The sequence below is a fragment of the Paenibacillus sp. JGP012 genome (assembly GCF_014203995.1).
In the GTDB taxonomy this organism is placed as follows: domain Bacteria; phylum Bacillota; class Bacilli; order Paenibacillales; family Paenibacillaceae; genus Paenibacillus; species Paenibacillus silvae.
This window is the reverse complement of record NZ_JACHKG010000033.1, coordinates 20,743-44,953: the sequence shown is the minus strand read 5'-3', so window position 1 is coordinate 44,953 and position 24,211 is coordinate 20,743. Positions and strand designations below refer to the sequence as shown.

Annotated in this window: 22 protein-coding genes; 16 read left to right on the top strand and 6 right to left on the bottom strand. The window is 46.5% G+C overall.

What is annotated here, in order from left to right:
• Positions 1 to 320 precede the first annotated feature (320 nt).
• On the bottom strand, positions 321 to 419 hold the full coding sequence (locus tag HNR77_RS30860) for a hypothetical protein (RefSeq protein ID WP_483874556.1): 99 nt from the start codon (positions 417 to 419) through the stop codon (positions 321 to 323).
• A gap of 10 nt (positions 420 to 429) precedes the next feature.
• Positions 430 to 672, bottom strand: a complete 243-nt coding sequence (locus HNR77_RS25705; RefSeq protein ID WP_184190414.1) for a DUF3841 domain-containing protein — start codon at positions 670 to 672, stop codon at positions 430 to 432.
• A gap of 299 nt (positions 673 to 971) precedes the next feature.
• On the opposite strand from HNR77_RS25705, the gene HNR77_RS25700 reads away from it, so the two are divergent.
• Positions 972 to 1,931 (top strand): HNH endonuclease signature motif containing protein, encoded by a 960-nt coding sequence (locus HNR77_RS25700; RefSeq protein WP_184190412.1) that lies wholly within the window; start codon positions 972 to 974, stop codon positions 1,929 to 1,931.
• A gap of 64 nt (positions 1,932 to 1,995) precedes the next feature.
• On the top strand, positions 1,996 to 2,493 hold the full coding sequence (locus HNR77_RS25695) for an SMI1/KNR4 family protein (RefSeq protein ID WP_184190410.1): 498 nt from the start codon (positions 1,996 to 1,998) through the stop codon (positions 2,491 to 2,493).
• Between the two features lie 372 nt (positions 2,494 to 2,865).
• Here HNR77_RS25695 and HNR77_RS25690 read toward each other — a convergent pair whose 3' ends face one another.
• The 4 genes from HNR77_RS25690 to HNR77_RS25675 form a co-directional block, all read right to left on the bottom strand.
• Positions 2,866 to 3,360 (bottom strand): DMT family transporter, encoded by a 495-nt coding sequence (locus HNR77_RS25690; protein ID WP_184190433.1) that lies wholly within the window; start codon positions 3,358 to 3,360, stop codon positions 2,866 to 2,868.
• Positions 3,361 to 3,380: 20 nt separating this feature from the next.
• A complete protein-coding gene (locus tag HNR77_RS25685; protein ID WP_184190408.1) occupies positions 3,381 to 4,079 on the bottom strand; it encodes a Crp/Fnr family transcriptional regulator in 699 nt (232 codons plus the stop codon).
• A 28-nt stretch (positions 4,080 to 4,107) separates the two neighbouring features.
• Positions 4,108 to 4,533 carry a DMT family transporter gene (locus HNR77_RS25680; RefSeq protein WP_184190406.1) on the bottom strand — a complete coding sequence of 142 codons (426 nt, stop codon included), beginning with the start codon at positions 4,531 to 4,533 and terminating at the stop codon, positions 4,108 to 4,110.
• Between the two features lie 1,147 nt (positions 4,534 to 5,680).
• A complete protein-coding gene (locus tag HNR77_RS25675; RefSeq protein WP_184190404.1) occupies positions 5,681 to 6,508 on the bottom strand; it encodes a Nif3-like dinuclear metal center hexameric protein in 828 nt (275 codons plus the stop codon).
• A 327-nt stretch (positions 6,509 to 6,835) separates the two neighbouring features.
• Between HNR77_RS25675 and HNR77_RS25670 the strand changes: the two genes are divergently transcribed.
• The 14 genes from HNR77_RS25670 (at position 6,836) to HNR77_RS25605 (ending at position 23,937) form a co-directional block, all read left to right on the top strand.
• Complete coding sequence (locus HNR77_RS25670; RefSeq protein ID WP_184190402.1) at positions 6,836 to 7,432, top strand: biliverdin-producing heme oxygenase; 597 nt, start codon at positions 6,836 to 6,838, stop codon at positions 7,430 to 7,432.
• 212 nt (positions 7,433 to 7,644) lie between these two features.
• A complete protein-coding gene (locus HNR77_RS25665) occupies positions 7,645 to 9,309 on the top strand; it encodes a TerB N-terminal domain-containing protein (RefSeq protein WP_184190400.1) in 1,665 nt (554 codons plus the stop codon).
• 2 nt (positions 9,310 to 9,311) lie between these two features.
• A complete protein-coding gene (locus HNR77_RS25660; protein ID WP_311768673.1) occupies positions 9,312 to 10,700 on the top strand; it encodes an ATP-binding protein in 1,389 nt (462 codons plus the stop codon).
• Positions 10,697 to 12,910 carry a DEAD/DEAH box helicase gene (locus tag HNR77_RS25655; protein ID WP_184190398.1) on the top strand — a complete coding sequence of 738 codons (2,214 nt, stop codon included), beginning with the start codon at positions 10,697 to 10,699 and terminating at the stop codon, positions 12,908 to 12,910. Before HNR77_RS25660 ends, HNR77_RS25655 begins: the two co-directional genes overlap by 4 nt.
• A gap of 296 nt (positions 12,911 to 13,206) precedes the next feature.
• Positions 13,207 to 14,181: an EamA family transporter gene (locus HNR77_RS25650; RefSeq protein WP_184190396.1), complete on the top strand. Its 975-nt coding sequence runs from the start codon at positions 13,207 to 13,209 to the stop codon at positions 14,179 to 14,181.
• 199 nt (positions 14,182 to 14,380) lie between these two features.
• Positions 14,381 to 14,806, top strand: coding sequence for a cupredoxin domain-containing protein (locus tag HNR77_RS25645; protein ID WP_111272825.1), 426 nt, complete (start codon positions 14,381 to 14,383; stop codon positions 14,804 to 14,806).
• 99 nt (positions 14,807 to 14,905) lie between these two features.
• The gene (locus HNR77_RS25640; RefSeq protein ID WP_184190394.1) at positions 14,906 to 15,928 is read left to right on the top strand and encodes an SDR family oxidoreductase; all 1,023 of its coding nucleotides are present in this window, start codon (positions 14,906 to 14,908) and stop codon (positions 15,926 to 15,928) included.
• A gap of 66 nt (positions 15,929 to 15,994) precedes the next feature.
• On the top strand, positions 15,995 to 16,705 hold the full coding sequence (gene treR / locus HNR77_RS25635) for a trehalose operon repressor (RefSeq protein WP_184190392.1): 711 nt from the start codon (positions 15,995 to 15,997) through the stop codon (positions 16,703 to 16,705).
• Positions 16,706 to 17,014: 309 nt separating this feature from the next.
• Positions 17,015 to 17,185 carry a hypothetical protein gene (locus HNR77_RS25630; RefSeq protein ID WP_184190390.1) on the top strand — a complete coding sequence of 57 codons (171 nt, stop codon included), beginning with the start codon at positions 17,015 to 17,017 and terminating at the stop codon, positions 17,183 to 17,185.
• Complete coding sequence (locus tag HNR77_RS25625) at positions 17,185 to 17,415, top strand: hypothetical protein (protein WP_184190388.1); 231 nt, start codon at positions 17,185 to 17,187, stop codon at positions 17,413 to 17,415. Before HNR77_RS25630 ends, HNR77_RS25625 begins: the two co-directional genes overlap by 1 nt.
• Before the next feature lie 120 nt (positions 17,416 to 17,535).
• Positions 17,536 to 18,492 carry a glycoside hydrolase family 5 protein gene (locus HNR77_RS25620; RefSeq protein WP_397367574.1) on the top strand — a complete coding sequence of 319 codons (957 nt, stop codon included), beginning with the start codon at positions 17,536 to 17,538 and terminating at the stop codon, positions 18,490 to 18,492.
• Between the two features lie 246 nt (positions 18,493 to 18,738).
• Positions 18,739 to 20,808 (top strand): bifunctional aldolase/short-chain dehydrogenase, encoded by a 2,070-nt coding sequence (locus HNR77_RS25615; protein WP_184190385.1) that lies wholly within the window; start codon positions 18,739 to 18,741, stop codon positions 20,806 to 20,808.
• A gap of 14 nt (positions 20,809 to 20,822) precedes the next feature.
• A complete protein-coding gene (gene rhaA, locus HNR77_RS25610) occupies positions 20,823 to 22,082 on the top strand; it encodes an L-rhamnose isomerase (protein ID WP_184190383.1) in 1,260 nt (419 codons plus the stop codon).
• A gap of 181 nt (positions 22,083 to 22,263) precedes the next feature.
• On the top strand, positions 22,264 to 23,937 hold the full coding sequence (locus tag HNR77_RS25605) for a ribonuclease J (protein WP_184190381.1): 1,674 nt from the start codon (positions 22,264 to 22,266) through the stop codon (positions 23,935 to 23,937).
• Positions 23,938 to 24,211: the final 274 nt, after the last annotated feature.

Genomic DNA, 24,211 nt, shown 5'->3' with positions numbered 1-24,211 from the left:
TCAAACTTCAAGAGGTAGCCAAATAGGAGGTGTAGTAGTAGGTGGTGTGCTGGCTGGTGGAGTAGGGGCTGTGATTGGTGGATTGTCTGGTCAGAAAACTACTAGTAACGATAAGTGAAGAGGGTCTATCTTAAGTTGATTGTAAACAAATGCAAAAAAGACCTTACGTTACAGTAGACTTCTTGAATGAAAAAAAAGAAATACTGAAGAAAACAAGAAGGCGATTAATGCATTTAGTCAAGCAAATCACTGGTATGGAGTATTAATCGTACTAATTAAACGAGGGTGATTACCATGCCAATAAACATCCTTTGGTCTGCTTAAATCAAATATCCTTCGTGATAACTTTCCCATTCTCCCTCATTATCTGCATTGAACATATCATTTAACACTGCATGCCAGTCATCAAAGTCTGAAATTAATACGTCCTCAGCATCTAATTCTAGAGTTAATTCCAGTGTTCACATGACATGTCTGCCGTAAATCAGGTTTTTTAGTCCAAACCCATATAGGTGGTGGTGATCCATCATAATTTTTCAAACGTTTTTGCATTTGTTCAATCATCCATGAGTATTTTTCTGGAATCATATAATGTTCTGGACTACCTACAAGATAACCATTAACCTGTGCTTTTTCCCAAGCTTTTATCGTTTGTATAGACCAAAACTTCATTGATTACCTCCATCAATCCCGAATAAACAAAAAACCAAGTATAGAATTGAAAAATTTGTATTTATTAACTTCACTGCAAATGAATTGTGTTGTTTTTGCCATATTTATTAATTAAAGGATTAAATATTGACAGATATATAAAGCACGTCTTCGTTTTGTTGAGATATTAAGTAAAATAGAATATCTATATCTTTTTATTTTATTATATGGTAAAATTTATAATATTATGTAAAAAAGGAGGTGGAAAACACTTTCCTTGTCAGTCATCAATGTAAATTGAATGAAGGAGCCATAATATTATGAAAAAGATCAAAAACTATCTATTAAGTCTTCTCACTGTAACTCTAATTGTAACGTTACTCCCTCTATCTGCTAATGCAGAACAAGATGTAAGCAATGAAGTTGTAGTGTTAGACGTACTGGGGAACAACGAAATTGCTTTTGTGGAACCATCCGTTGTCAATAATGTTCAAAGTGAAAAACAAAATCCAAATGAAATTGAAGAGGTTCAATACTTATTAAGCTATGACAAAGTTACAGGAGCACAGTCCACTCGTATGCTTGAGCCAAACGAAACCATTGAATCACTTAGTCAAGTAACACCTATGGCTCAAGGTGGTGTAGTATATGGTGTCTTACTGACTCCAATCGAAGGTGCAGCAGAAGCTGATCTCTCATTTCGCATTAATGGATTTATAGGTTCAAAGCCTAATAGGATTGATTTAACCTATACTCTCTATCGGGGTATCCAGCGTGGAACAACTGGAACAAGTGTTGGGGCATGTACTGCAATAATTCAAGGCATCTTAAATGTTAAGGAAGGTAAAACGGTTACTTGCACGAAGAAAATATCCCAAACAGGATTTTATTTTGGTGAAGCTAAATTAACCATAAAAAATATTCTTGGTGTCGTCATGGGGACAGATAGCGCACAAACAAGACAAATTCTAACCAACAAACATGCAACTGTTTATCCATTCCACTATGACCCTTACTCTAACAAAACTATGGCAGAGCCATCAAGAACAGATTGGGCAAGAACAACTTCGATTCCTTGGACTTCTGATGACCGCTATAAATATATTAAAGAATATAGCGAGAAATTTCCAAATAACGGTTGGAATTGGGACGGATTAGTGACACATACACACCATGTAAGGCCACGTAATCTTGGTGGCACTAATGCATTTGATAATATTATCCCTATTCCAGCAAGAGTCCATGAAACAATTGTTAGTCCTTGGTTCGTAGGATATTAATGTGATAAACTGGCTTTATAGGTATTATCCCTATAAAGCCAGTTTTTTAATAAGGAGCGATGAAATGTCAGTATTCAGAGCATTAAGAGAAATTTCTAATCAGAATGATGGTCGAATTGAAATACTTACCCCTATTGGAAAAAGGACTGTTATTAACAAATTTAAACCAAGTGCTACTGAAGATAAAATTAAAGAGCTTACCAATTATTTTTCAACTTCGCTACCTTTAGATTACATAAACTTCTTACGCGAAAGCAACGGAGCGTCCTTGTTTGAACATCTTGAGTATGGTGGGGAAAACTTTTTATATTCCGTACAAGATGTTATACATTATAATGAAGCTTCAGATAGGAGAATTGTCATAGCGAACATCTTAGAAGATCGTATTTTAATTGACTTAGACCGCTGGAGCACTGAGAATCAAGAATATTTACTGCTTTGCGAAAGTTCAAATCCTGTAGAGTACTCTGGCGATTTACATAGCAACTTTGAAACATGGCTAGAGCGGTTTATCATTGCTCAAGGATCAAAGTTTTGGTACTGGAGAACGGATCGTATATGAATTAAACAAACCATAAGAACACCAGTCGTTATGAAAAAAAGACTGGTGTTCTTTTACAAGTATTAAATGAGAATTGTCGAAGCAATGACAGGCAGCAGTTAGCTGACAGTTCAATTAGTTCCCAAGATTTTACACCGCCGGTGGGATTATTTTTTGGATTTGAGTGTGAAGATAGTTATGCTGTGAGACGTTTTTATCTGCCGGTCAATGAAGTGAAGTCCAAGCGCTTGAATAAGGGGAAGTAGAAATTCTTTAATTCATAATTAGGAACTCTCCTTTTTTTACTAAGTAAACGAACGATAACTTACCAGAGTCATCTACGATAACTTCTTCCAGTTCGTGTCTGTGATAAAGAATGGGATACATTTTACATCAGGATTCACTCTGAACTGTGTGAGGTGACTTATCCGATGAATCGGACGATTCCTTTTTCAGCCCGCCAAACTTGAACAGCACAATGCCGCCTACAATGACGAGTACACCGAGCAGCTGGTTCCAGGAGAACGGAATGGGCTCCAGACCGAGCCAGCCCATGGAATCAAACAATAAGGCAAAGCTCAGCTGAGAGGTTAACACGATGGATATCGCATAGGTCGGGCCCAGCAGCTTCATGCCTTGTACAAGGCAGAACACAACACCAACGCCGATTGCACCGCTCAACCAGTACCATGGCTGCATATGCTGCAGGCTGAATGTATTTTTCCCTTCAACAAGCATGGAGATAAGAAAAGAAGCGATAAATCCCGTAAACAGCACCAGCGTTGTGGTGGACCATGACCCTGTGCGTTCATTGACTTTACTATTAAATATCGTTTGCAGACTTACCAGGGAACCTGCCAGAAGTGCAAGTAAAACTCCAGTGATGATCATACGTATAGTCAGACTCCTTATTCATAAATGTTGTGACCCGCAATGTTACGCAGGCCAGCACGGTTTTTGATCTGAATCAGTCCCTGATGCCGTTCAATATATCCATCTGAACAGAGCTTCTGTATCACCCGATTCAAATGTCGATAGCTGGTTCCGATCAGGTTGGCTATGTCCGTCAGGTTAAAGGCATCCAGTTCCTCATGTATGACCGTGCCGCCTTCATCCGTTGAGATCGAAAGCAAATAACTGGCTAAACGGACCTCCACCGGGTACATCAGATTAAAATTGGAGAAGTTCGAATCAATGTAAAACTTGTGTGAGATGATTTTTAACAAAAATTGCAGTAAAGGTGCATAATCACTGGCAAGCTCGGTGAGCCAGCGGTAATGAATGCGCAGCATAACAACAGGCGACACCGCTTGAACAGTGTTCACCGTGTTGCTTTCACGAACGTATTCGATATCCCCGACCACCTCGAGTGGTGTTTTGAAACAGAGCACCAGTGTTTTGTCCTGCGGAGAGGTGGTGAAAATTTTGATTTTCCCCTCAACCAGCACGTATAAGTATTCAGATGCTTCGCCCTCGCGGCAAATCAGCTCGCATTTATCAAATTGACATAGGGTCATATGTGGACGCAGGTTCTCGTGAAAGACCGTCTCCAGTTGATATTGCTGCAAATAGTGCATGATTTGTTGAGAATGTTGAGTTTCTTCCATATGGTTTCACCCCTGCGTTCCTTCGGATTTACAGCTTCATAATGATGACACCGGTGATCATTAACGCAATGCCAATGAATTGCGGCAGTTTCATCTTTTGCTTAAGTACGCCAAACCATCCGTTGCTGTCGATCAAAAACGTCAAAAACAATTGTGCAATTAACAGCGCCGAGATTGTGAAGGTCACGCCGATCTGCTGAATCGCTGTGACTTCGCTGAAAATAATGACGGCTCCGAATGCTCCGCCAGCAAGATACATCGGTTTGACCTGTTTAATTCCCTGTAAATGGGTATCCCGCACAAACATCAAAATGATCGCTGCAAGGATAAAACCCGTCAATTGAGTAATGGTTGCGGCTTGCCATGTACCTATATCTGTACTGATTCTGGCGTTAGCAACCCCTTGCAGTGTAATGCAGGCTCCGCCAAGCACGGCAAATATAATTCCTCTCATCCTTTTTCGTACGCTCCTTCGTTACATGACTTCGAATTCTATTAAAAGATAAATTCATCATATTAGCCAAGGACAAATGTCCTGAATCTGAAATTCACAGCATTTAGCGTACAATAAAGCTCTGGCAAAAACCAGACGAAAGGTGGGAAATGTGTGTGAAATGCCGGGATGAAGCAATGCATGTTGAAATAGCTGACAGTTATCAGGAGAGTAAGTATGAGGGAAGGATGGAGTATGTATGAGTTCATACGAATAAGGAAGGAGGGAGAGCAGGGGAGAGCAAGGAGTTAGTGATGTAGGTAGACAGACGGGAGCTAAAGCTAGTTTTAGGAAGTGTGAGTGTAGGTAGGTGCGAAATGAGGAAGAGTGAGCGTGGATGCGAGGTGAGCAGCTTGAGAGTAGATGGAAAGCTAGGTCGTGTGAGAAGAAAAGTTAGGTCGCGTGAGATGAAAGTGAGCTGGCGTGGCGTATGGGCATTTGGGACGTGAGGTATCATGAGAAAAGAGAACGTGAGTTAGATGAGAAAATATGGCATGTGAGTTAGGGCAAGGAGGTGATGTAAAGAAGGAGCAAACAAAGGAAGAGACAGTAGGTTAGCAGTCGAAAGGAAGTGAGTAGGTTAGGAGGAGAAAGTGGGTGAGTAAGGAAGTTAGCGTCAGGGAGGGTGAGAATATGAGTACGCCAGTAGGTAATTGGGTGCAACAAAGTAAGTAAGCAACTGGGCAAGCAACTAGGTAAGGGGCACAACTGAGATACTGAGTATAAATATGAAAGGAATGTAAGTAAGGAGTAAGTAAAAGGTAAGTGAGTAAGTAAGAAGTGAGTATAAGTAAGGTGAGAGTATTTATGAGGGAAGAATGTGAGATGTGAATATGTATGCGTAAACACTAATAAGGAGGAGAGGGGGAAGCAGTAAATTCTAACGATTCCCAGAAACGCTATTGTGGCGATATTACACCGTTTTATATTCTAACGATCCGAGGAAAGCTTATTTGAGTAATTCGATGGTGAATTAGGCGTATATTATGTGTTTTCAGCAAAATAAGGCTCCTGGGAATCGTTACATTTCCAAAAGGCGCTGAATCCCCCAAATAAGCTCATCTGAGATCGTTAGAACAAAAACGCTGTCGTGGGCAGCACGTTTATATCAAATCACCTCGAACACCGGGCGCTCCTTTACAAAAGAAACCTCAACCACTGGGAACGCTGCAGCCAGTCTGTCTGCCAATAGCTTCATTCCCGGTGCCTCACTTTCGGCGTGACCCACCATGATCAGAGCTTTTGATGTGCCCTGCTGCATCGCATCACGAATATATTCAGGTGTCTCCCACTCAAATCCTTCGCCTGCAATAATCAGATCAATATGCTCGTTCTGCACTAGAGGAATCGTGACATGCCCGTTGCCACGGAATCCAACCAGGACAGCCGCACGTCTGCAAACGGTTTCATGGTTCCCCGCAATGCGAACATATTCTAAGCCAAGCTGCTCCTTCAACTGCTGCGCGACAGCTCGAACGGTCATTTCCTCGGGAAATGAAACAACATCCGTCTCTGATGTACGCTGACTCACGTATGTATTCCACCCAAGATCGGATATAAGACCTTCTGTAATTCCATCCGGGTTGTAGCGATGAATAATATCATGGCAGCGAAAGATTGCAATGCCTGCTTGATCAATCATGTTTCTTTTGTACGTATAAACGGGGTCGGCTGCAAGCCAATCTGTAGCACTATGATGATTGTAAAAAGGGGACTCATGCGCAATGATCAGGTTGGCTCCCTGCTGAATGGCCTGTTCAATGACATGCTGTGTGGGCATGAATGTTACAACAATACCCGTAATGACTTGATCTGCTGATCCTGTGATGAGCTGGTCCACCGTGTTTTCGAGCAGTGTAATGTCTTGTGTGAGATGCAGTATAACATCTTGTACCTGAGGTTCTTTGGATTTCTCGGGTGATAATTGATCCGTCATGTGCGTCAGCTTCCTTCCTTCAATATAAGGATATAGCGTTAGTGTACCATTTTTACATATAAAAACCAGTGATATATCAGCTAATCTGATTCGTAGTTATGTTGCTTTGGAAAAAGGAATCGAAAAAATCTGGGGATAACCGCTACTCTCCAGGTTATTCTGTCATCGGAGTGATGTGTGTAAAATCTTTAGTTCAACTTATCTAGTTTTCCAGTACGGGAGAAAGTATACTTACGATAGAGTCTTAGATTAATCAAGTCTAACTCCATAACTCCGAATCCATAGTTCAAGCAGTGAAGAATCACAGAAGGAAAGGGGAGCCTAGATATGACAGCAGCTACTATTATGGAACGTCTGAAGCAGGAGACAGCACATTACCATAGACAAGTGGAACAGAATGCTTACGCGAAAGCAATGATGGATCGCACGATAACGATGGACCAATATAAAAAATACCTTGAGAAATTTTACGGGTTCCTGAAGCCGCTGGAGGAGCAGGCTGTTATGCAGCCGTTCTGGGCAGAGACAGGACTTGATATGGCTGTGAGAGGTAAAGCGAGCCTACTTGAGCAGGATTTGCTTCATCTTGGAGCAGACGAGGAGCAGATCAGCCAGCTTCCACGCTGCACGGAGCTTCCCGATATATCTACCCCGGCACGACTGTTCGGGTATATGTATGTCATTGAAGGCTCAACGAATGGAGGGCAAATTCTGACCAAACGTTTGACGCAATTTTTGCCGATTGAAGCAGATCGTGGACTGCAATACTTCAATGCCTATGGCACGGAGACGCGAGCAAGATGGAGCGAGTTTATGCAGTTACTTCAGGAAACCGTTCTGACACCGGAAGATCATGATAGCGTTGTGCACACGGCTTCGGAGACGTTTCGCCTGCTGGATCAGTGGATTAATACTGAACGATAAGTGAGAAGACCGCACGGCATATCAAGAAAAATGCATATGTCGCCTGTAACATTAGAGGGTGGATCAGTCATGGAAGAGGGCAGACATGCCTTCTTTTTTGGTGTGAAAAGAATGTATCAATTTGCTGCGCACAGAGGACAGACAAGTGTTATAATGATGCGTATGGATACACGTGTTCGTATTTTGTTGTGAAAGAGGTGGGTTCCATTCCGATGAGAGATCATTCTGAACAGCTGGAATTCATGGAAATAGATATAAGTGAAGATATAGAGCCTGCGTCCGTTCGCATCCCCGATCGCTCTTCCCTGGCGAACCATAGTCGTGAAGCACGCATACAGACTGGTGCTGTTTTGTCCTCGGAGAAGCGATTTGTGGAAGAAGCAATAAGGCTTGCAGAGGTCACAGGAGAAGAGACGTTGTCTGTTCCGTTTATGAGCTACTGGCCGACTTATGGCGTGATGAATGATGCGCAGCTCCGCTGGTATTGGTACTGGAGAACAGAGGTGCGTCAGGGAAATTACCTTGATGTCGATCTCTCGTATCTGTTTGTGCATATCTATGAATTGATCAATGGCATAGGCTGGCTGCATCCCGAGCAGGGTTACGAGCAATTAAAGCGGCTGTGGATTCATTATCGTGAACGGCTGCCTCAGTTAGATGCGTATATGCAGGAGTGGATAGTCGATTTTGTGCTCGTGCACGAGCTTCAGCCGCGGCTGCATGAGGTCATGCTGCTCGCTGGCGGTTATTTGCCTGCACCATTGCTGGACAATGAATTACAGCGGATTATGGAAGAAAATGCTTCTGATCTCACGCTGGAGATGCTGCAGCGATATTATGACTATGATATCTCGCTTAACACGTTTTATCGGGACGGCGGCAAAGCAGTGATGAAACGATACATTCCCCAGGTCATGGCTGTAGCGCATTCCTATATGAAGCGAACGCAGCCGCATGGACTGCTGCCGGAGATAAGCCGGGGGGCTGAGCAGACGATGGAGCGTACGCTGTTTCGCAAAGCGGTGTATGACGAGTCCATCTATGGCAGGTCTGTTTCGTTTACTTATTTTCCGCTTGGTGAACAAACGGATTTTGTGCAGCGGTTAACGAGAATATATCGCTGTACAGAGAATAAGCTTCGAGAGCTGTTGGGCTTCAGAGGTCGATTGCGTGGCAAAACCTTGGAACCTGAGCTTGCCCGTGTGATTGAGCGGTACATAGAGAAAGCGTATGCGCTTGAACAAACGGAGACAGCACCAGCACCCGTAATTCAGATTGATACAGCAAAGCTAGCCTCCTTGCAGGAGGACAGTGAGTATGTCCGCAAGGCACTGACGATTGAGGAAACGGAGCAATCCGGGTTTGATTCTGCTTCCGAAGCTGCTGCAGAGTCTGAAACGATTGAACCATACCAAGAGCAGATGCCTGCAGCGCCGAGGTTCACGGAGCAACAAGATGGCAAGAGCCGGGAACAAGCGAGCACAGCAGCCACAATCTCAATTGAAGCAGCAGAGATGAACGAACTGCTCGCAGCAAAATCCTCTGTAGAGTCAGAGGAACAATTCCTGCGGGAAGATACAGCTTCAGCGAAGATTGAACTGGAATGGGACGAGTCCGCTTCAGCCAGCTTGCAGCAAGAATGGCATGATTTTGCCGGGCAGCTGGAGCCGAGGCATGTGAAGGCTGTTCAAGTGCTGCTTGGTGATCATGTAGATGCCGAGCTGATGCGTCTGGCGAATGAAACAGGAACAATGCCCGCGCTTTTACTGGATGAAATCAATGATATTGCAATGGAGACGATTGGTGATCTGCTCATAGACGGAGATCGGATTGCTCCTGAGTATATGGATGTATTTGAACATGTGAAGAGGTGTTAACTGTGACAGAACATAAAACGGGCAACCTGAATTTTTCGGAAAATGGACAGTCGGCAATTAAAATTCCCAGACGCTTGACCACCGCACTTGTTAACTCTTTAACGGCAGGGGTTGTTCCACGAATCGGGCTGGAGCAGATTGCTGTGGGACGTAAGCCGGAAGTGGAGGCGATCCTGCGGGATTTGGAAAATATCGCTGAAGGCGGTGCTGCGTTCAAGCTGATAACAGGCCGATATGGAAGCGGTAAAAGCTTTCTTTTACAGATGATTCGCAACTATGCGATGGATCGTGAATTTGTTGTTGCGGATGCGGATTTATCCCCGGAGCGCAGGCTTGTCGGCACAAAAGGTCAGGGACTGGCCACGTATCGTGAACTGATGACGCGTCTATCTACCCGCACACGTCCGGACGGAGGCGCGCTGGAGCCTATTTTGCAAAAATGGATTGCAGGTTTGCAGCAGACGACGATGAATGCTCTGAATTTGCGCCCGGATGACCCTGCCCTGACATTAGAGGTGGAAAAGCAGATTTATATGGTGGCAGGTGAGATGCAGAATCTGGTTCACGGTTTTGATTTTGCGAAGGTGCTGGCAGCGTACTGGAATGGTTACAAACATGCGGACGATGACCAGAAGCAGTCAGCACTCCGCTGGCTTCGGGGGGAATATGCGACCAAAACGGAGGCGAAAAAGGAGCTGTCTGTCGGCGTCATTATTGATGACGATAACTGGTACGACTACTTCAAATTGTGGTCTGAATTTACGGCACGTATCGGTTACAAGGGACTGCTGCTTTTCATCGACGAAGCGGTGAACCTGTATAAAATTACAAATAGCGTATCACGCCAAAGCAATTACGAGAAGCTGCTGACCATGTTTAACGATACGATGCAGGGCAAAGCAGAGCATCTGGGTATTTTTGTGGGGGGAACACCTCAGTTTGTAGAGGATGAACGTCGCGGCTTATACAGCTACGAAGCCCTTCGTTCAAGACTTGTTGACGGTCGTTATGCAGCCAGTGCGTATGCCAATTATACCGGACCTATCCTAAAGCTGGCAATGCTGTCGCATGAAGAGATTTTGATTTTATTGCAGAAGCTGCGCCAGATCCATGCGCTTCATTTTGCGTATACAGCGAGCTTGAGCGATGAACAATTAGTTGATTTTATGCAAATGGCGGTGAATCGCCTGGGAGCAGATGAGCTTTTGACAACACGGGAAGTGGTGCGTGACTTTATGGATGTGCTGCATACGCTGCATCAGAATCCGGAAGTGACGTATGAGCAGCTGCTCGGTGAGCGAACAGCACAGGCCAAAGCTTCCATGCAGGGAAAATCGGGTTCAACCGAAGGGGACGACCTGGATGATTTTCTGGCGGAGTTTGAGCTATGAGTGACAATCCATTCTACAGACTGGCCCCGTTTGTGCAGGAGTTTATATATAAAAAAAGATGGGAAGCCCTGCGTCCTGCCCAGATTGAGGCGTGCAATATTTGCTTTCATACCTCACATCATATGCTGATTGCGGCAGGTACGGCTTCTGGCAAGACGGAGGCTGCTTTTTTTCCTGCATTAACCGAGCTGTATGACCAGCCCTCCAAGTCGGTGGGAATTCTCTATATTGGACCCTTGAAAGCACTGATTAATGACCAGTTTGAACGTCTGAAAGACCTGTTGTCCGAAGGTCATATTCCAGTCTGGCATTGGCATGGAGATGTACCTCAGGCGGAGAAAACCAAGCTGATGAAAAATCCGTCAGGGGTGCTGCAGATTACACCCGAGTCGCTGGAGGGATTGCTGATGAATCGGCCGAATGCCATTCCAGCTCTTTTTCACGATCTGCGTTATGTCATCATTGATGAGGTACATGCCTTTATGGGAGCAGATCGGGGCATCCAGGTGCTGAGTCAGCTGGCCCGGATTGAACGTATGGCTGGCTGTGCTCCGCGCAGAGTAGGGCTATCGGCCACATTGAGTGATTATGATACAGCTACCGCCTGGCTGGCTGCGGGAACACGGCAAGGCGTGGATGTTGTATCTTCACCCGGCGGTCGCAAGCTGAGGCTGCGGGTAGAGCATTTTTCATTCCCGGATGCACAGAACGAGGAACAGGCCGAGCAGCTGCATCATGCGCGTAAAGCCTATTATGACTTTATATATGAGAGCACACATCGTAAAAAAGCACTGATCTTCACCAACAGCCGAACCGATGCGGAAGTGACGATTCTGGAGATGCGACGAGTCGCTGCGCGAAGAGAGGAGCGTGATGTGTTCCATGTGCACCATGGAAGCATCTCGGCCATGCTGAGAGAAGAAACGGAAGCGGCACTGCGCACGGGTACAGGTCCGGCTGTTGCAGCAGCGACAGTGACGCTTGAACTCGGGATCGATCTGGGAGAATTGGAGCGGGTGGTTCAGCTGGGGGCACCTTACAGCGCATCGAGCTTTGTACAGCGGCTTGGCCGATCAGGGAGGCGTGATGACATGGCATCGGAGATGCTTTTTGTCTGCCCCGAGGAAGAGGACGAGGAGGCGCAGCTTCCTGCTCGTATGCCATGGACGTTAATGCGCGCCATTGCTGTCATTGAGCTGTATGTCAGAACCAAATGGGTAGAGCCGCTGGAGGCTCGGAGGATGCCGATTGGTGTCCTGTATCATCAGACCATGAGCATGCTGAAAAGCATGGGGGAAGCGGAACCCAGAGAACTTGCCGCAGCCATTCTCAGCCTGGCACCATTTTCAGAGATTACACCCGATCAATATCAAGCCTTCCTCAATTATCTGATTGAGACAGACCATCTGCAGTGGACCGAGGAGCAGACGCTGATTATCGGACTCACAGGCGAAAAGATTGTGAACAACTATCGCTTTTATGCCGTGTTTAAGGATGATGAAGAGCATAAAGTGCTGAACGGCTCGGAGGAGATCGGGTCCATCACAACGGTTCCGCCACCGGGGTACTGCTTCTCGCTTGCAGGCAAGCTGTGGAAGGTCGAAGAGGTGGATCACAAGCATAAGGCTGTGTATGTGAAGCCGGCCAAAGGCAAGGTCGATACGCTGTGGCTTGGGGCAGGGGGAGATATTCATACCGCTGTTGTTCAAAAAATGCGTGAGGTGCTGTCCGATTCGGTCATCTACCCTTATCTGTCTCCCCAAGCCGTCAATCGGCTGGAACGGGCAAGACGCCTTGCACGAGAGAGCGGCTTGCTCAAGCAGGTTGTCATTCCGGCAGGCGGGGATTCCATGTATGTATTGCCGTGGGTAGGCAGCAAGGCGTTCCGTACGCTGGAACGGCTGATGAAGCATAATCTGGCGGAAAGGCTGGCTTTGCGTTCGGTCGTGCCGATGGAGCCATATTATTTTGTCGTTTCGGGCAAAGTGGATGAACGCACGTTGTTAGCCGAGATGATGAGTGAATGCCGTATGGCGCAAGACGCTTCTGCACTGTTAGCGGAGGACGAAGCGCCTTATCTTGGCAAGTATGACGAGTTTATCGCACCATCCTTGATTCGGGATGCTTTTGCCGTGGACGGGCTGGATCTGGAAGGGTTAAAAGCAGGGCTGCAGACTACACTGGAGTGGGAAAACTCAAATTTGAAATAAAATTGAAATGGGGTTGACACAATCTCACTCCGCATGTAATATATGAAAAGTCGTCACATGAGTGATATCTCAAATTGCATATTTCATTTCGTATAACCTCGCAGGCCGAAAGTGTACACAGGGCGAGGGTCTCTACGGGAAGCCTATACTTCCTAACTACGATGCCAGGGAATCAACGTATTCCTTGCACGGAGTTAGGATTTTTTGCGTTTGACAATTTGACAGATGTATCATTGTGACCTTACTTAAACCCGAATTCGGGACGTATTTTGGATCATCAGGAGGTTTATTGAATCATGAAATATTATTTGTCTGTCCTGGCAGGAGCGATGAGTTACGGTATCCTTTCCACGATTGTTGTGCTCGCTTATGGTCAAGGATACCAGCTTGGCGAAGTGGTGGGTACTCAGCTGATTACCGGCTTTATTCTATCCTGGATGCTGGCATTATACACTCGTTTCAGAGCTGGACGCAGAACCAAGCGCGGTTTACAGCGTAACGGAAACGCGGCGTCAGCGTCAGCTTCGACCGTGTTTACGCGTTTGACCTGGAAGCAGCGTCTGCTGCTGATGGCGGCAGGTACACCAACCGTGATTACCGGTCTTGTTTATTATCAATCGTTGCGTTATATACCTGCCTCACTAGCAATTATTCTGCTCTTTCAATTTACGTGGATCAGTGTACTGATTCAGGCGATCAGCAAACGTCAGCGCCCGGATAAAGTGACGTTCCTGACACTTCTCATTTTGTTTGGCGGGACATTGCTCGCCGCAGGTTTTCTGGAGCAGGGGCTTGGTGAATTCAGCGGCCTTGGTATTGCTCTTGGCCTAATGGCTGCGGTCAGTTATTCCTTGTTTGTGCTCTTTAGCGGCAAAGCCGTACCTTCTGCACACCCGGCATTTCGCAGTGCCTGGATGGTTACAGGGGGCTTGATCCTGTTATGTATACTGTTCCCGCCGACCTTTCTCTTCAACGGCTTGATCTGGAGTCAGCTGCTTGTGTTCGGATTGCTGCTGGGATTCTTCGGCGCATTTATCCCACCTGTTCTGTTTGCGATCGGAGTGCCGCATATCGGTGGAGATATGGCTGGCATTCTGGGCGCGGTGGAGCTTCCGGTTGCGGTGCTGTTATCTTCGATCGTGCTGCATGAGCATGTGAGCGGATTGCAGTGGATCGGTGTGGTCATCGTTTTAATCGGTGTCGCTCTGCCAGAATTGTATAAAATGCGAATGAGACGAAGCCAGAGCCAGAGCCGTCCTTTATATTCCTGAGTGAGTTGCTGGAACCTGCTGTCCATGCATAATGTCATAAAGGGCCTGAGAAATCAGGCCTTTTCTCATTTTGTTCACAGGTTAGTCAGGGAATAGCCCGGAGGGGTCATTTTCAATAAGCAGTGAATGGGGTATGCTTGTAAAGTACATCCATCCACCTCACAAATGAAGATGGGACAACGCAATAAGGAGTGTTCATATGAATAGCTGGTTTAAGAAAGCATGGCCTTTATTAACTTTGGGTGTAGCCGTGGTTGCCCTGCTTGGATCATTTTTTGTATATTTCATGGGTAAAGACGTATCCCCGGGATCAGGCAAAGCAGTGACTGCTCAAGCCGAGACACCAGAGGATTTGAAAGGATATGAAGTTATTGATGTTAACGTAAGCAACGATGGATTCGAGCCTAATGTCATTGAGGTAAAATCCGGGGTGCCTACGAAAATCAATTTCATTCTGACCCGGAGCGTGACACATGTCAAATCGGTTGCTGCAGAGAAATTAGGCATGGACCTGTATATGCAAAAGGGAGACAATTATTACACAGTGGATCAGAACGTCAAGCCGGGAGAATACGAACTTCACTGCGGTATGTATATGATTTACGGAACGATCAAGGTGATATAATTTGTATAGCAGGAGCAGAGTTCGTTCTAACGGACTTTGCTCCTTTTTGTCGTGCATGCTATCATGAACGTGGATGCAAATTGATCTGGAGGTGCAGAAATGAAAGCGTTATTTATTGGAGGCACAGGCACCATAAGCACGGCAATTACAGAGATGCTTGCGAAGCAGGGCTGCGAACTGTATTTGATCAACCGTGGGAACCATAACGATGAATTGCCCGCAGAAGTCCGGGTCCTTCAGGCTGACATTAATGATGAGAGTCGAGTAGCCGAACTGATTGCCGATCTTGAATTTGATGTTGTGGCAGACTTTATTGCTTTTGCACCATCTCAGCTGGAGAGAGACTATCGTTTGTTCAAAGACAAAACCAGGCAGTTCATTTTCATCAGCTCTGCATCAGCATATCAGACACCGCTATCAGACTACAGAATCACTGAAGGCACGACTTTAAGCAATCCATTCTGGGAATACTCCCGATACAAAATTGCATGTGAAGACTATCTGTTGAAATTGTACCGGGACGAAGGCTTTCCTGTAACGATTGTTCGTCCGAGCCATACGTATGGCAACCAATCGGTGCCGCTTGGCGTGCATGGTGCGAAGGGCAGCTGGCAGGTCCTCAAGCGTATGCTGGAAAATAAACCGGTGATCATTCACGGTGATGGTACATCGTTATGGACGATTACACATAATACCGATTTTGCCAAAGGTTTTATCGGATTGATGGGCAACATTCATGCCATTGGTGAAGCTGTACATATCACCTCGGATGAGTCTGTCACCTGGAACCAGATTCATGAGATTATTGCGGACGCGCTTGGCGTCAAGCTGCATGCCGTTCATGTGCCTTCCGAGTTTTTGGCGGCCAGCAGCGATTTGGACTTGCGAGGCGGTTTGCTTGGAGATAAGGCCAATACGGTTGTATTTGACAACAGCAAGCTGAAACGGCTCGTGCCTGAATTTGTAGCAACTACGAGGGCGGATCAAGGGATTCGCAGCACAATCAAGCACATCATGGAGCACCCTGAATTACAGATTGATGATCCTGAGTTTGATCAATGGTGTGATAGAGTAATAGGTGTTCTTGACGAAGCTTTGGTCAAAATCAGAAATGAGAAGTAGGAGTCATTGAACGAGATTACAGGTTGCCAATATGATAAAAAGGGTAATGAGCTATGGTGATGAAAAATGAACAATAAATTTATCCGAATATACGAAGATATTGCGGAACGTATTCGGAATGGAGAGATTGAGGCGGGCACACTGCTTCAATCGGAGCTGGATCTGTCAGAACGATATCAAACTTCCAGAGAAACGATACGTAAAGCGCTCAAGATGCTGTATGAGGAAGGCTATATTCAGAAGATTCAGGGGAAAGGCTCCATTGTGCTGGACATACGCAAAATTGATTTTCCCGTATCGGGCCTGGTCAGCTTTAAAGAATTGGCGCAGAAGATGGGACACCGTGCCCAAACCGTTGTAAAACTTTTCAGAGAACAAGCGGTAGATCAGACATTGAGCCAAAAGACGGGCTTTGCTCAGCAGCAGCAAGTCTGGCAGATTAATCGTGTTCGTAAGGTGGACGGGGAGCAGGTTATTCTGGACAAGGATTACATCAGCCAGCGTTTAATCCCCGGGCTTGATGAGGATATCTGTCAAGATTCCATCTATGAATATATTGAGCAGGGACTGGGGTTGTCGATCTCCTACGCCAAAAAAGAAATTCTGGTAGAGGAGCCGACGGCTGAGGACCGGGAGCTGCTGGATCTGGAAGGCTTTCATAATGTTGTTGTTGTCAGAAGCCAGGTCTATCTTGAGGACACCAGCCAGTTCCAGTATACCGAATCACGGCATAGGCCGGACAAGTTTATATTTGTGGATTTTGCAAGACGTAAATAAACATGGCAACCCAATAGAAATTGTACCTGGGCTGATTCCATCAATTCTGCATGTAAAGAAGAGAGTACCTTGTCACCGCATCCAGCAGTGAAGGGTGCTCTCTTTGTCTGTTACGATGTTTTGCAACTCTGTATTATCACATCACAACGTTAGAATGTTCTTCCATCGTGTTCTGTCATGTTTTGAATTGTTTCCATAACGGAGCGTAACAATCCGAAGATCGTCCATGAAGAACCGCTGAATGTCAATGTTACACTTGCTGGTGCCAGCGTATGATCAACCTATTACGAGGCAAGGAGTGAGCGTAAATTGGAACAGGTTTCTGCAGGATTGAAGGTTCGCGTATGGGAAGAGCAGAGAGACATTCCAACCTACGGTACAATTATGCGGGGGGATGTCCACAATTATCTGCACATCACTGCACATCACTGCGGATTATGCGGAGTGCGGTATGTGGGAAGAAGCGATCACCTTGCTTGATGTTGCCGAAACACAATCAGTACGGACAGCCGTGGAAAATCGGTTTGAAACAATCACGGCATCTGCTGCATAGTCACGCCCTGCGGCTGTTGATTACACCTCTTCGGAAGGAAACGACCGAGCACTATGTGAATCAGGCCTACGTGGAGCGATTTCACGGTGTAGAGCTGGGCAGGTTCCAGCAGATTCGCATCGTTCCGCATGATCGGGTAGCCTTGAAGCTGTTCTGAATAAGATATAGCTCATACAGTACAGTGCAGAATGCTTAGGTGCCTGCATAAAGTTTATTTTGATGTTCATTTACAATAACAGGAGGTTGAAAACGAATGCTGCAACTGAAAAAGTGTACAATGTTTGCTTTGATTGCTGCTCTCATGTTCATGTCCCTGGCAAGCGGGGCACCTAAGGTATCTGCTGCATCTGGCTTCTATGTTAGCGGGAACAAATTGTATGATTCGACGGGCAAGCCTTTTGTCATGAGGGGAGTGAATCACGGGCATTCCTGGTTCAAAAATGATCTGAACACAGCTATTCCTGCAATAGCCAAAACAGGAGCCAATACGGTGCGGATCGTTCTGTCCAACGGAGTGTTATATTCCAAGGATGATTTGAATTCGGTTAAAAACGTTATTAATGTGGTCAATCAGAATAAAATGATTGCTGTGCTTGAAGTTCATGATGCAACAGGCAAGGATGATTATGAATCCCTGGATGCCACAGTAAATTACTGGATCAGCATGAAAGAGGCTTTGATCGGCAAAGAGGATCGAGTCATCGTAAATATTGCGAATGAATGGTATGGAACCTGGAACGGCAGTGCATGGGCAGAAGGGTATAAAAAAGCCATTCCAAAGCTCAGAAACGCAGGAATTAAAAATACACTGATTGTTGATGCGGCAGGCTGGGGACAATATCCGCAATCGATTGTGGATTATGGTCAAAGTGTATTTGCAGCTGATTCCATGAAAAATACGGTATTTTCCATACACATGTATGAGTATGCAGGCAAGGATGCAGCCACAGTCAAAACAAACATGGAAAATGTACTCAATAAAGGGCTTGCGTTAATTATTGGTGAGTTCGGTGGTTATCACACTAATGGTGACGTAGATGAACATGCAATTATGAGATATGGGCAGGAGAAGGAAGTAGGCTGGCTGGCCTGGTCGTGGTATGGCAATAGCTCCGGTCTGGGATACCTTGATCTGGCTACTGGTCCAAACGGCAGCTTGACCAGTTACGGTAATACGGTAGTTAACGACACATACGGAATCAAAAACACGTCCCAAAAAGCAGGAATATTCTAAGTACGTCATTCGAATGGGGCGAAATGAAAGTAAATTCGACTCACATAGAACAGGACAAGGCAGAGGTTACGGTGCTTTGTCCTGTTTTTTGTTTTACACATTATCGGTTGGAACAGTGATTTTGATTTTTGTTTTGTTTATTTCTTTGAATATTTCCGTTTACAAACAAAAGTTTTTGTTTTCAAAATAAAACAAAGATGATACACTCGAATAAGGAAGAAAACAAACATTATCGGAGGGGAACAAATGGTACAGAGTTTATGGAATGAAGCGCAGGCAGCTGAGAAAAAAACAGGACTTGAGCAGTTGGTTTATCGTTCCAATCTGATCGGAACGGATCGCCGGGTGTGCAATATTTATGGTGGCAATACTTCTGTCAAAACAACGGTGAAGGATTTTCGCGGGCGTGATGTCGAAGTGATGTACGTGAAGGGAAGCGGCTCAGATCTGGCTTCCATGGAAGCCAAGCATTTTACCGGACTGGCACTTGAGGATATCGGCCCTCTTATGGAACGTGACTCGATGTCTGATGAAGAGATGGTGGAATACCTTGGACATTGCATGATTGATGCCAAACATCCGCGTGCCTCCATTGAAACGCTGCTGCATGCGTTCCTTCCATACAAACATGTGGACCACACTCACCCGGATGCAATCATCAGCTTATGTTGTGCAGATAACGGAAAAGAGCTGGCACGTGAAATATACGGTGATCGTTTTGTATGGGTTCCTTATGTCCGTCCGGGCTTCACTCTCTCCAAGATGATTGCTGAAAGCGTATTCGCGAATCCGAATGCCGAGCTTGTACTTATGGAGAAGCACGGTCTGGTCACATGGGGGGAAACCTCTGAGGCTTGTTACGCACAGACGATCAAAATTATTAATGAAGCGGAAGCCTTTATTGAGGCACGTGTGAATGAAGCTGAGCTGTTTGGCGGCGTTAAACATCCGGCACTTCCGGCAGAAACACGTCGTCAGATTGCAGCAAGGGTAATGCCTGTCATTCGCGGAGCGGTGTCGGACAGCAAAAAGATGATTTTGTCTTTTGACGATCAGGATGATGTGCTTGCTTTTGCAGGTGGAGCGGATTCGGCTCAATTGTCCCAGGTGGGTGCAGCCTGCCCGGATCATCTGGTGCATACCAAAGTGGTACCACTCTTTATTGACTGGTCGCCGAATGCAGATGATATTGATGGACTGAAAGTGAAACTTGCGGAAGGCATTGCTGCGTACAAGGAGCAGTACAAGCAATATTTTGAAGATAACAAGAACGAAGGCGACGTGATGTTTGAAGCGGCCCCTCGCGTTATTCTCATTCCGGGCGTAGGTATGATTAATACGGGCAAGAGCTGGGCGCTTTCACAAGTCAGCGGTGCGTTGTACCATCGGGCAATAGCGGTTATGCGCGGAGCGACAAGCCTCGGCAAATTTGTTTCACTCAGTGCCAACGAATCTTACAATGTGGAGTACTGGCCGCTGGAGCTGTACAAATTGTCACTGGCTCCGGCAGAGACAGAGTTTTCACGTAAGGTGGCGTTTATTACGGGCGGCGCAGGCGGTATTGGCAGTGAAACAGCACGCAAACTGGTTTCGGAAGGTGCACATGTGGTGCTTGCAGATCTTAATCTGGAGGGTGCGCAGAAGGTCGCACAGGAAATTAACGATCAATATGGTGCCAATCGTGCATTTGCACTCAAGATGGACGTTACGGATGAGGAAGCAGTACAGGCTGCATATGCTGAAAGCGCTTTGCAATACGGTGGTGTAGACATCATTGTGAACAATGCAGGTCTTGCCACGTCCAGTCCTTTTGACGAAACATCACTCAAGGAATGGAACCTGAACATCAGCGTGCTGGGCACCGGTTATTTCCTGGTTGCTCGTGAAGCGTTCAAACTGATGAAGGAGCAGGGCATCGGTGGCAGCATGGTCTTCATCGGCTCCAAAAACTCGGTATATGCAGGAAAAAGTGCTTCTGCTTACAGCTCGGCCAAAGCACTTGAAGCACATCTGGCACGCTGCATAGCAGCAGAAGGCGGAGAATATGGCATTCGGGTTAACACGATTCTACCGGATGCGATTTTACAAGGATCAGCGATCTGGAACGGCTCATGGAGAAACGAACGGGCCGCTGCCTACGGCATTGAGCCGGATCAACTGGAAGAATATTATCGTAAACGCACAACGCTGCTCGTTAACATCTACCCGAGAGATATCGCAGAAGGTATTGCCTTCTTCGCTTCATCGAAATCAGAGAAAACGACAGGTTGTATGCTGACCGTTGATGGTGGTGTACCGGCAGCATTTACACGTTAAGGGAGGTTTGACGAATGCATAATCAGGTGGAACAAGCGTATCAAGCGGCAAAGGCTTTATATGCACAGCATGGCATCAATACAGATGATGTACTGAGCAAGCTGGCAGATATTAAAGTCTCCGTGCACTGCTGGCAAGGAGACGATGTCAAAGGTTTTCTGAACCAGGAAGGGGAGTTGACTGGCGGCATATCGGTTACGGGACAATATCCGGGTGCAGCAACAACGCCTGCGGAGCTTCGTGCCGACCTGGAGCAGGCTTTTGCACTCATTCCGGGTAAACATAAAGTGAATCTGCACGCGATCTACGCCGACACAGATGAACACGTGGAACTGGATCAGATCGAGCCGCGGCATTACGAGAACTGGGTAAAGTGGGCGAAAGAGCACGGACTTGGACTGGACTTTAACCCGACTTGTTTTTCCCATGAAAAATCAAGCGATGGCTTCACGCTCAGTCACCCTGACCCGGAGATTCGCCAATTCTGGATCGATCATTGTAAAGCTTCACGGAAAATCGGCGCATACTTCGGCGAACAATTGGGTCAAACCTGTGTGACCAATGTCTGGATACCGGACGGCTTCAAGGATAACCCGGTAGACCGCATGTCACCGCGCAAACGTCTGAAGGACTCACTGGACGAAGTATTTGCGGAACCGCTGAATCCGGAGCACAATTTGGATGCGGTGGAGAGCAAGCTGTTTGGTCTTGGTTCAGAGGCTTACGTTGTAGGCTCACATGAGTTTTATATGGGCTACGGCTTGCAAAATAACACTTTAATATGCCTGGATGCAGGGCATTTCCATCCAACAGAAGTGATATCGGGCAAGCTTTCCTCTTTGGCTTTATTTACGAGTGGCATTCTGCTGCATGTCAGCCGGCCGATGCGCTGGGATAGTGACCATGTCGTGATCATGGACGATGAATTGCTTGAAATTGCCCGTGAGCTGGTACGTCATGAGCTGCTGGGTACGACACACATCGGACTGGACTTTTTTGATGCCAGCATTAACCGTGTAGCGGCATGGGTTGTCGGTACGCGCAATACGATCAAGGCCCTGCTGCGGGCGATGCTGGAGCCAGTGGATGCACTGAAACAGGCGGAGCTGGAGGGCGATTATACGACACGCCTTGCGCTGACGGAAGAATTCAAATCTTATCCGTTCGGTGCGGTGTGGGACTATTATTGTGCCCAGCAGGGTGTGCCTGTTCGTGAACAGTGGATTAAGGAAGTCAAATCGTATGAGCAGGACATACTTTTGCAAAGAGCATAAATGTTATGTAAGTTAACTGATAAGCCACTGCGGAATGAAAACTTCCGTATGTGGTTTTTTGGCATACCTACTTACTTGTGCATAACCAAAGCGTTTCTTTCCATACTAGGGATAGACAAGAATTGAGATTAGAGAGAGACAAGAAATCGAGGAACGCGATGTTAGGGAGGATGAATGCATTTTGAAGCTGGCACATAACAAGCTGTATGTCGCTGCACTTGGCGGCGTGAACGAAATCGGAAAAAACATGTATTTGATCCAGTACGATCAGGACATTATTGTCATTGACTGCGGTTCCAAATTCCCTGACGAGACGATGCCGGGTATTGATCTGATCATTCCGGATGTTACGTATCTGCTCGAAAATGTCGATAAAGTGAGGGCTCTGGTTGTTACGCACGGACATGAAGACCATACCGGCGGGATACCTTACCTGTTAAAACAAATGAATATTCCCGTGTACGCCTCCAGACTGACACGTGGTCTGATTGAGTTGAAGCTGAGAGAGCACAACCTGCTGCGCCAGACAGACCTGCACACCATTGATGCGAATTCCCGGCTGACGCTGGGCAGTATAGAGGTTTCTTTCTTTGCAACGAGTCACAGCATTCCGGATTGTCTCGGGATTTTTTTTCAGACACCTGCGGGAAATGTGGTACATACCGGGGATTTCAAATTCGACATGTCTCCTGTGAATGGTCCATTTCCTGACTTGCATCGGATGGCCGAGATTGGCAAGCAGGGAGTGCACGTGCTTCTCTCGGAGAGCACCAATGCGGAAAGACCAGGCTTTACCCCTTCGGAGCGTGTGGTCGGAGATCACATTCTCGATGCGTTTATTCGGGCCAAGCAAAAAGTATTTATCTCTACCTTTGCTTCGAATATCAGCAGAGTGCAGCAGGTTGTGAATGCCGCCTTTCAGACTGGACGCAAGCTGGCGCTGCTGGGACGAAGTATGATTAACGTGGTGAGTGTGGCAAGTGAACTGGGATATCTGGATGTTCCAGACGGGCTGTTAATTGAGGCAGCGGATTCAGGACAATTCCCGCGCGAGCAGGTTGTTGTGTTATGTACGGGAAGCCAGGGTGAAGCGATGGCGGCGTTGTCCCGTCTTGCTGCTGGCAAACATCCACAAGTCAGCATTGAATCCGGAGATACCGTGATTATTGCTGCGGGAGCTATACCTGGGAATGAACGAAACCTGGCCCATGTGATTGACAACCTGTATGTACTGGGGGCACGTGTCATCTATGGCTCCAGTGGAGCAGCGGGCATGCATGTGTCAGGGCACGGCAGTCAGGAGGAGCTGAAGCTGATGCTCACCTTGATGAAACCGGATTATCTCGTTCCGATTCATGGCGAGTTCCGTATGCTGTATCAGCACAGGCTGCTTGCTGAATCTGTCGGTATTGAGCAAAGTCATGTCTTCATTGTGAATAACGGAGAAATGGTTGAGTACGGGGAAGGGGTCGCTTCATCAGGTCCCAAGATCCCATCAGGCAACAGTCTGGTTGATGGGCTGCTGATCGGTGACGTGGGCAACATTGTACTCAGGGATCGCAGGCAGCTGTCTTCGGACGGTATGCTGGTCATCGTCACTACACTCAGCAAAACAGAGAAGCAGATGGTCGCTCCCCCCGAGATTATTTCAAGAGGGTTTGTGTTTGTGAAGGATTCGGAGCAATTCATGAAAGAACTTCATGAGCGGGTTGTCAGCCGGATGGAAGAATTGACGGGGGCTGGCGTGAATCAGTGGAATGTGATCAAACGCAAGCTGAAGGACGAGATCGGTCATTATATTTACGCGCAAACGAAGCGCAGACCGATGATCCTGCCGATTATTATTGAGGTTTGACAAGTTGATCAAGCCCGGTGCGCATTGGAACACACTTCTGTGTGAATCTCTGCGTGTGCCGGGCTTTTTGGTGTGGGAAAGTTTATGTTGCTATAATGTTGTTATGTTCGCTGAGGACTATAATTCGAGGTATAATACTTAGAAGTACGATTTTATAAATAAGTTGGACTAATCATTTACACAGAAACGGAGAGGACAGAAAAAACCTGTAAAAGCGGAGCGGTCGCCTTTATCACCGGATTTTCCCCTTAAAGAAGGAATCCAAAAAATCTGG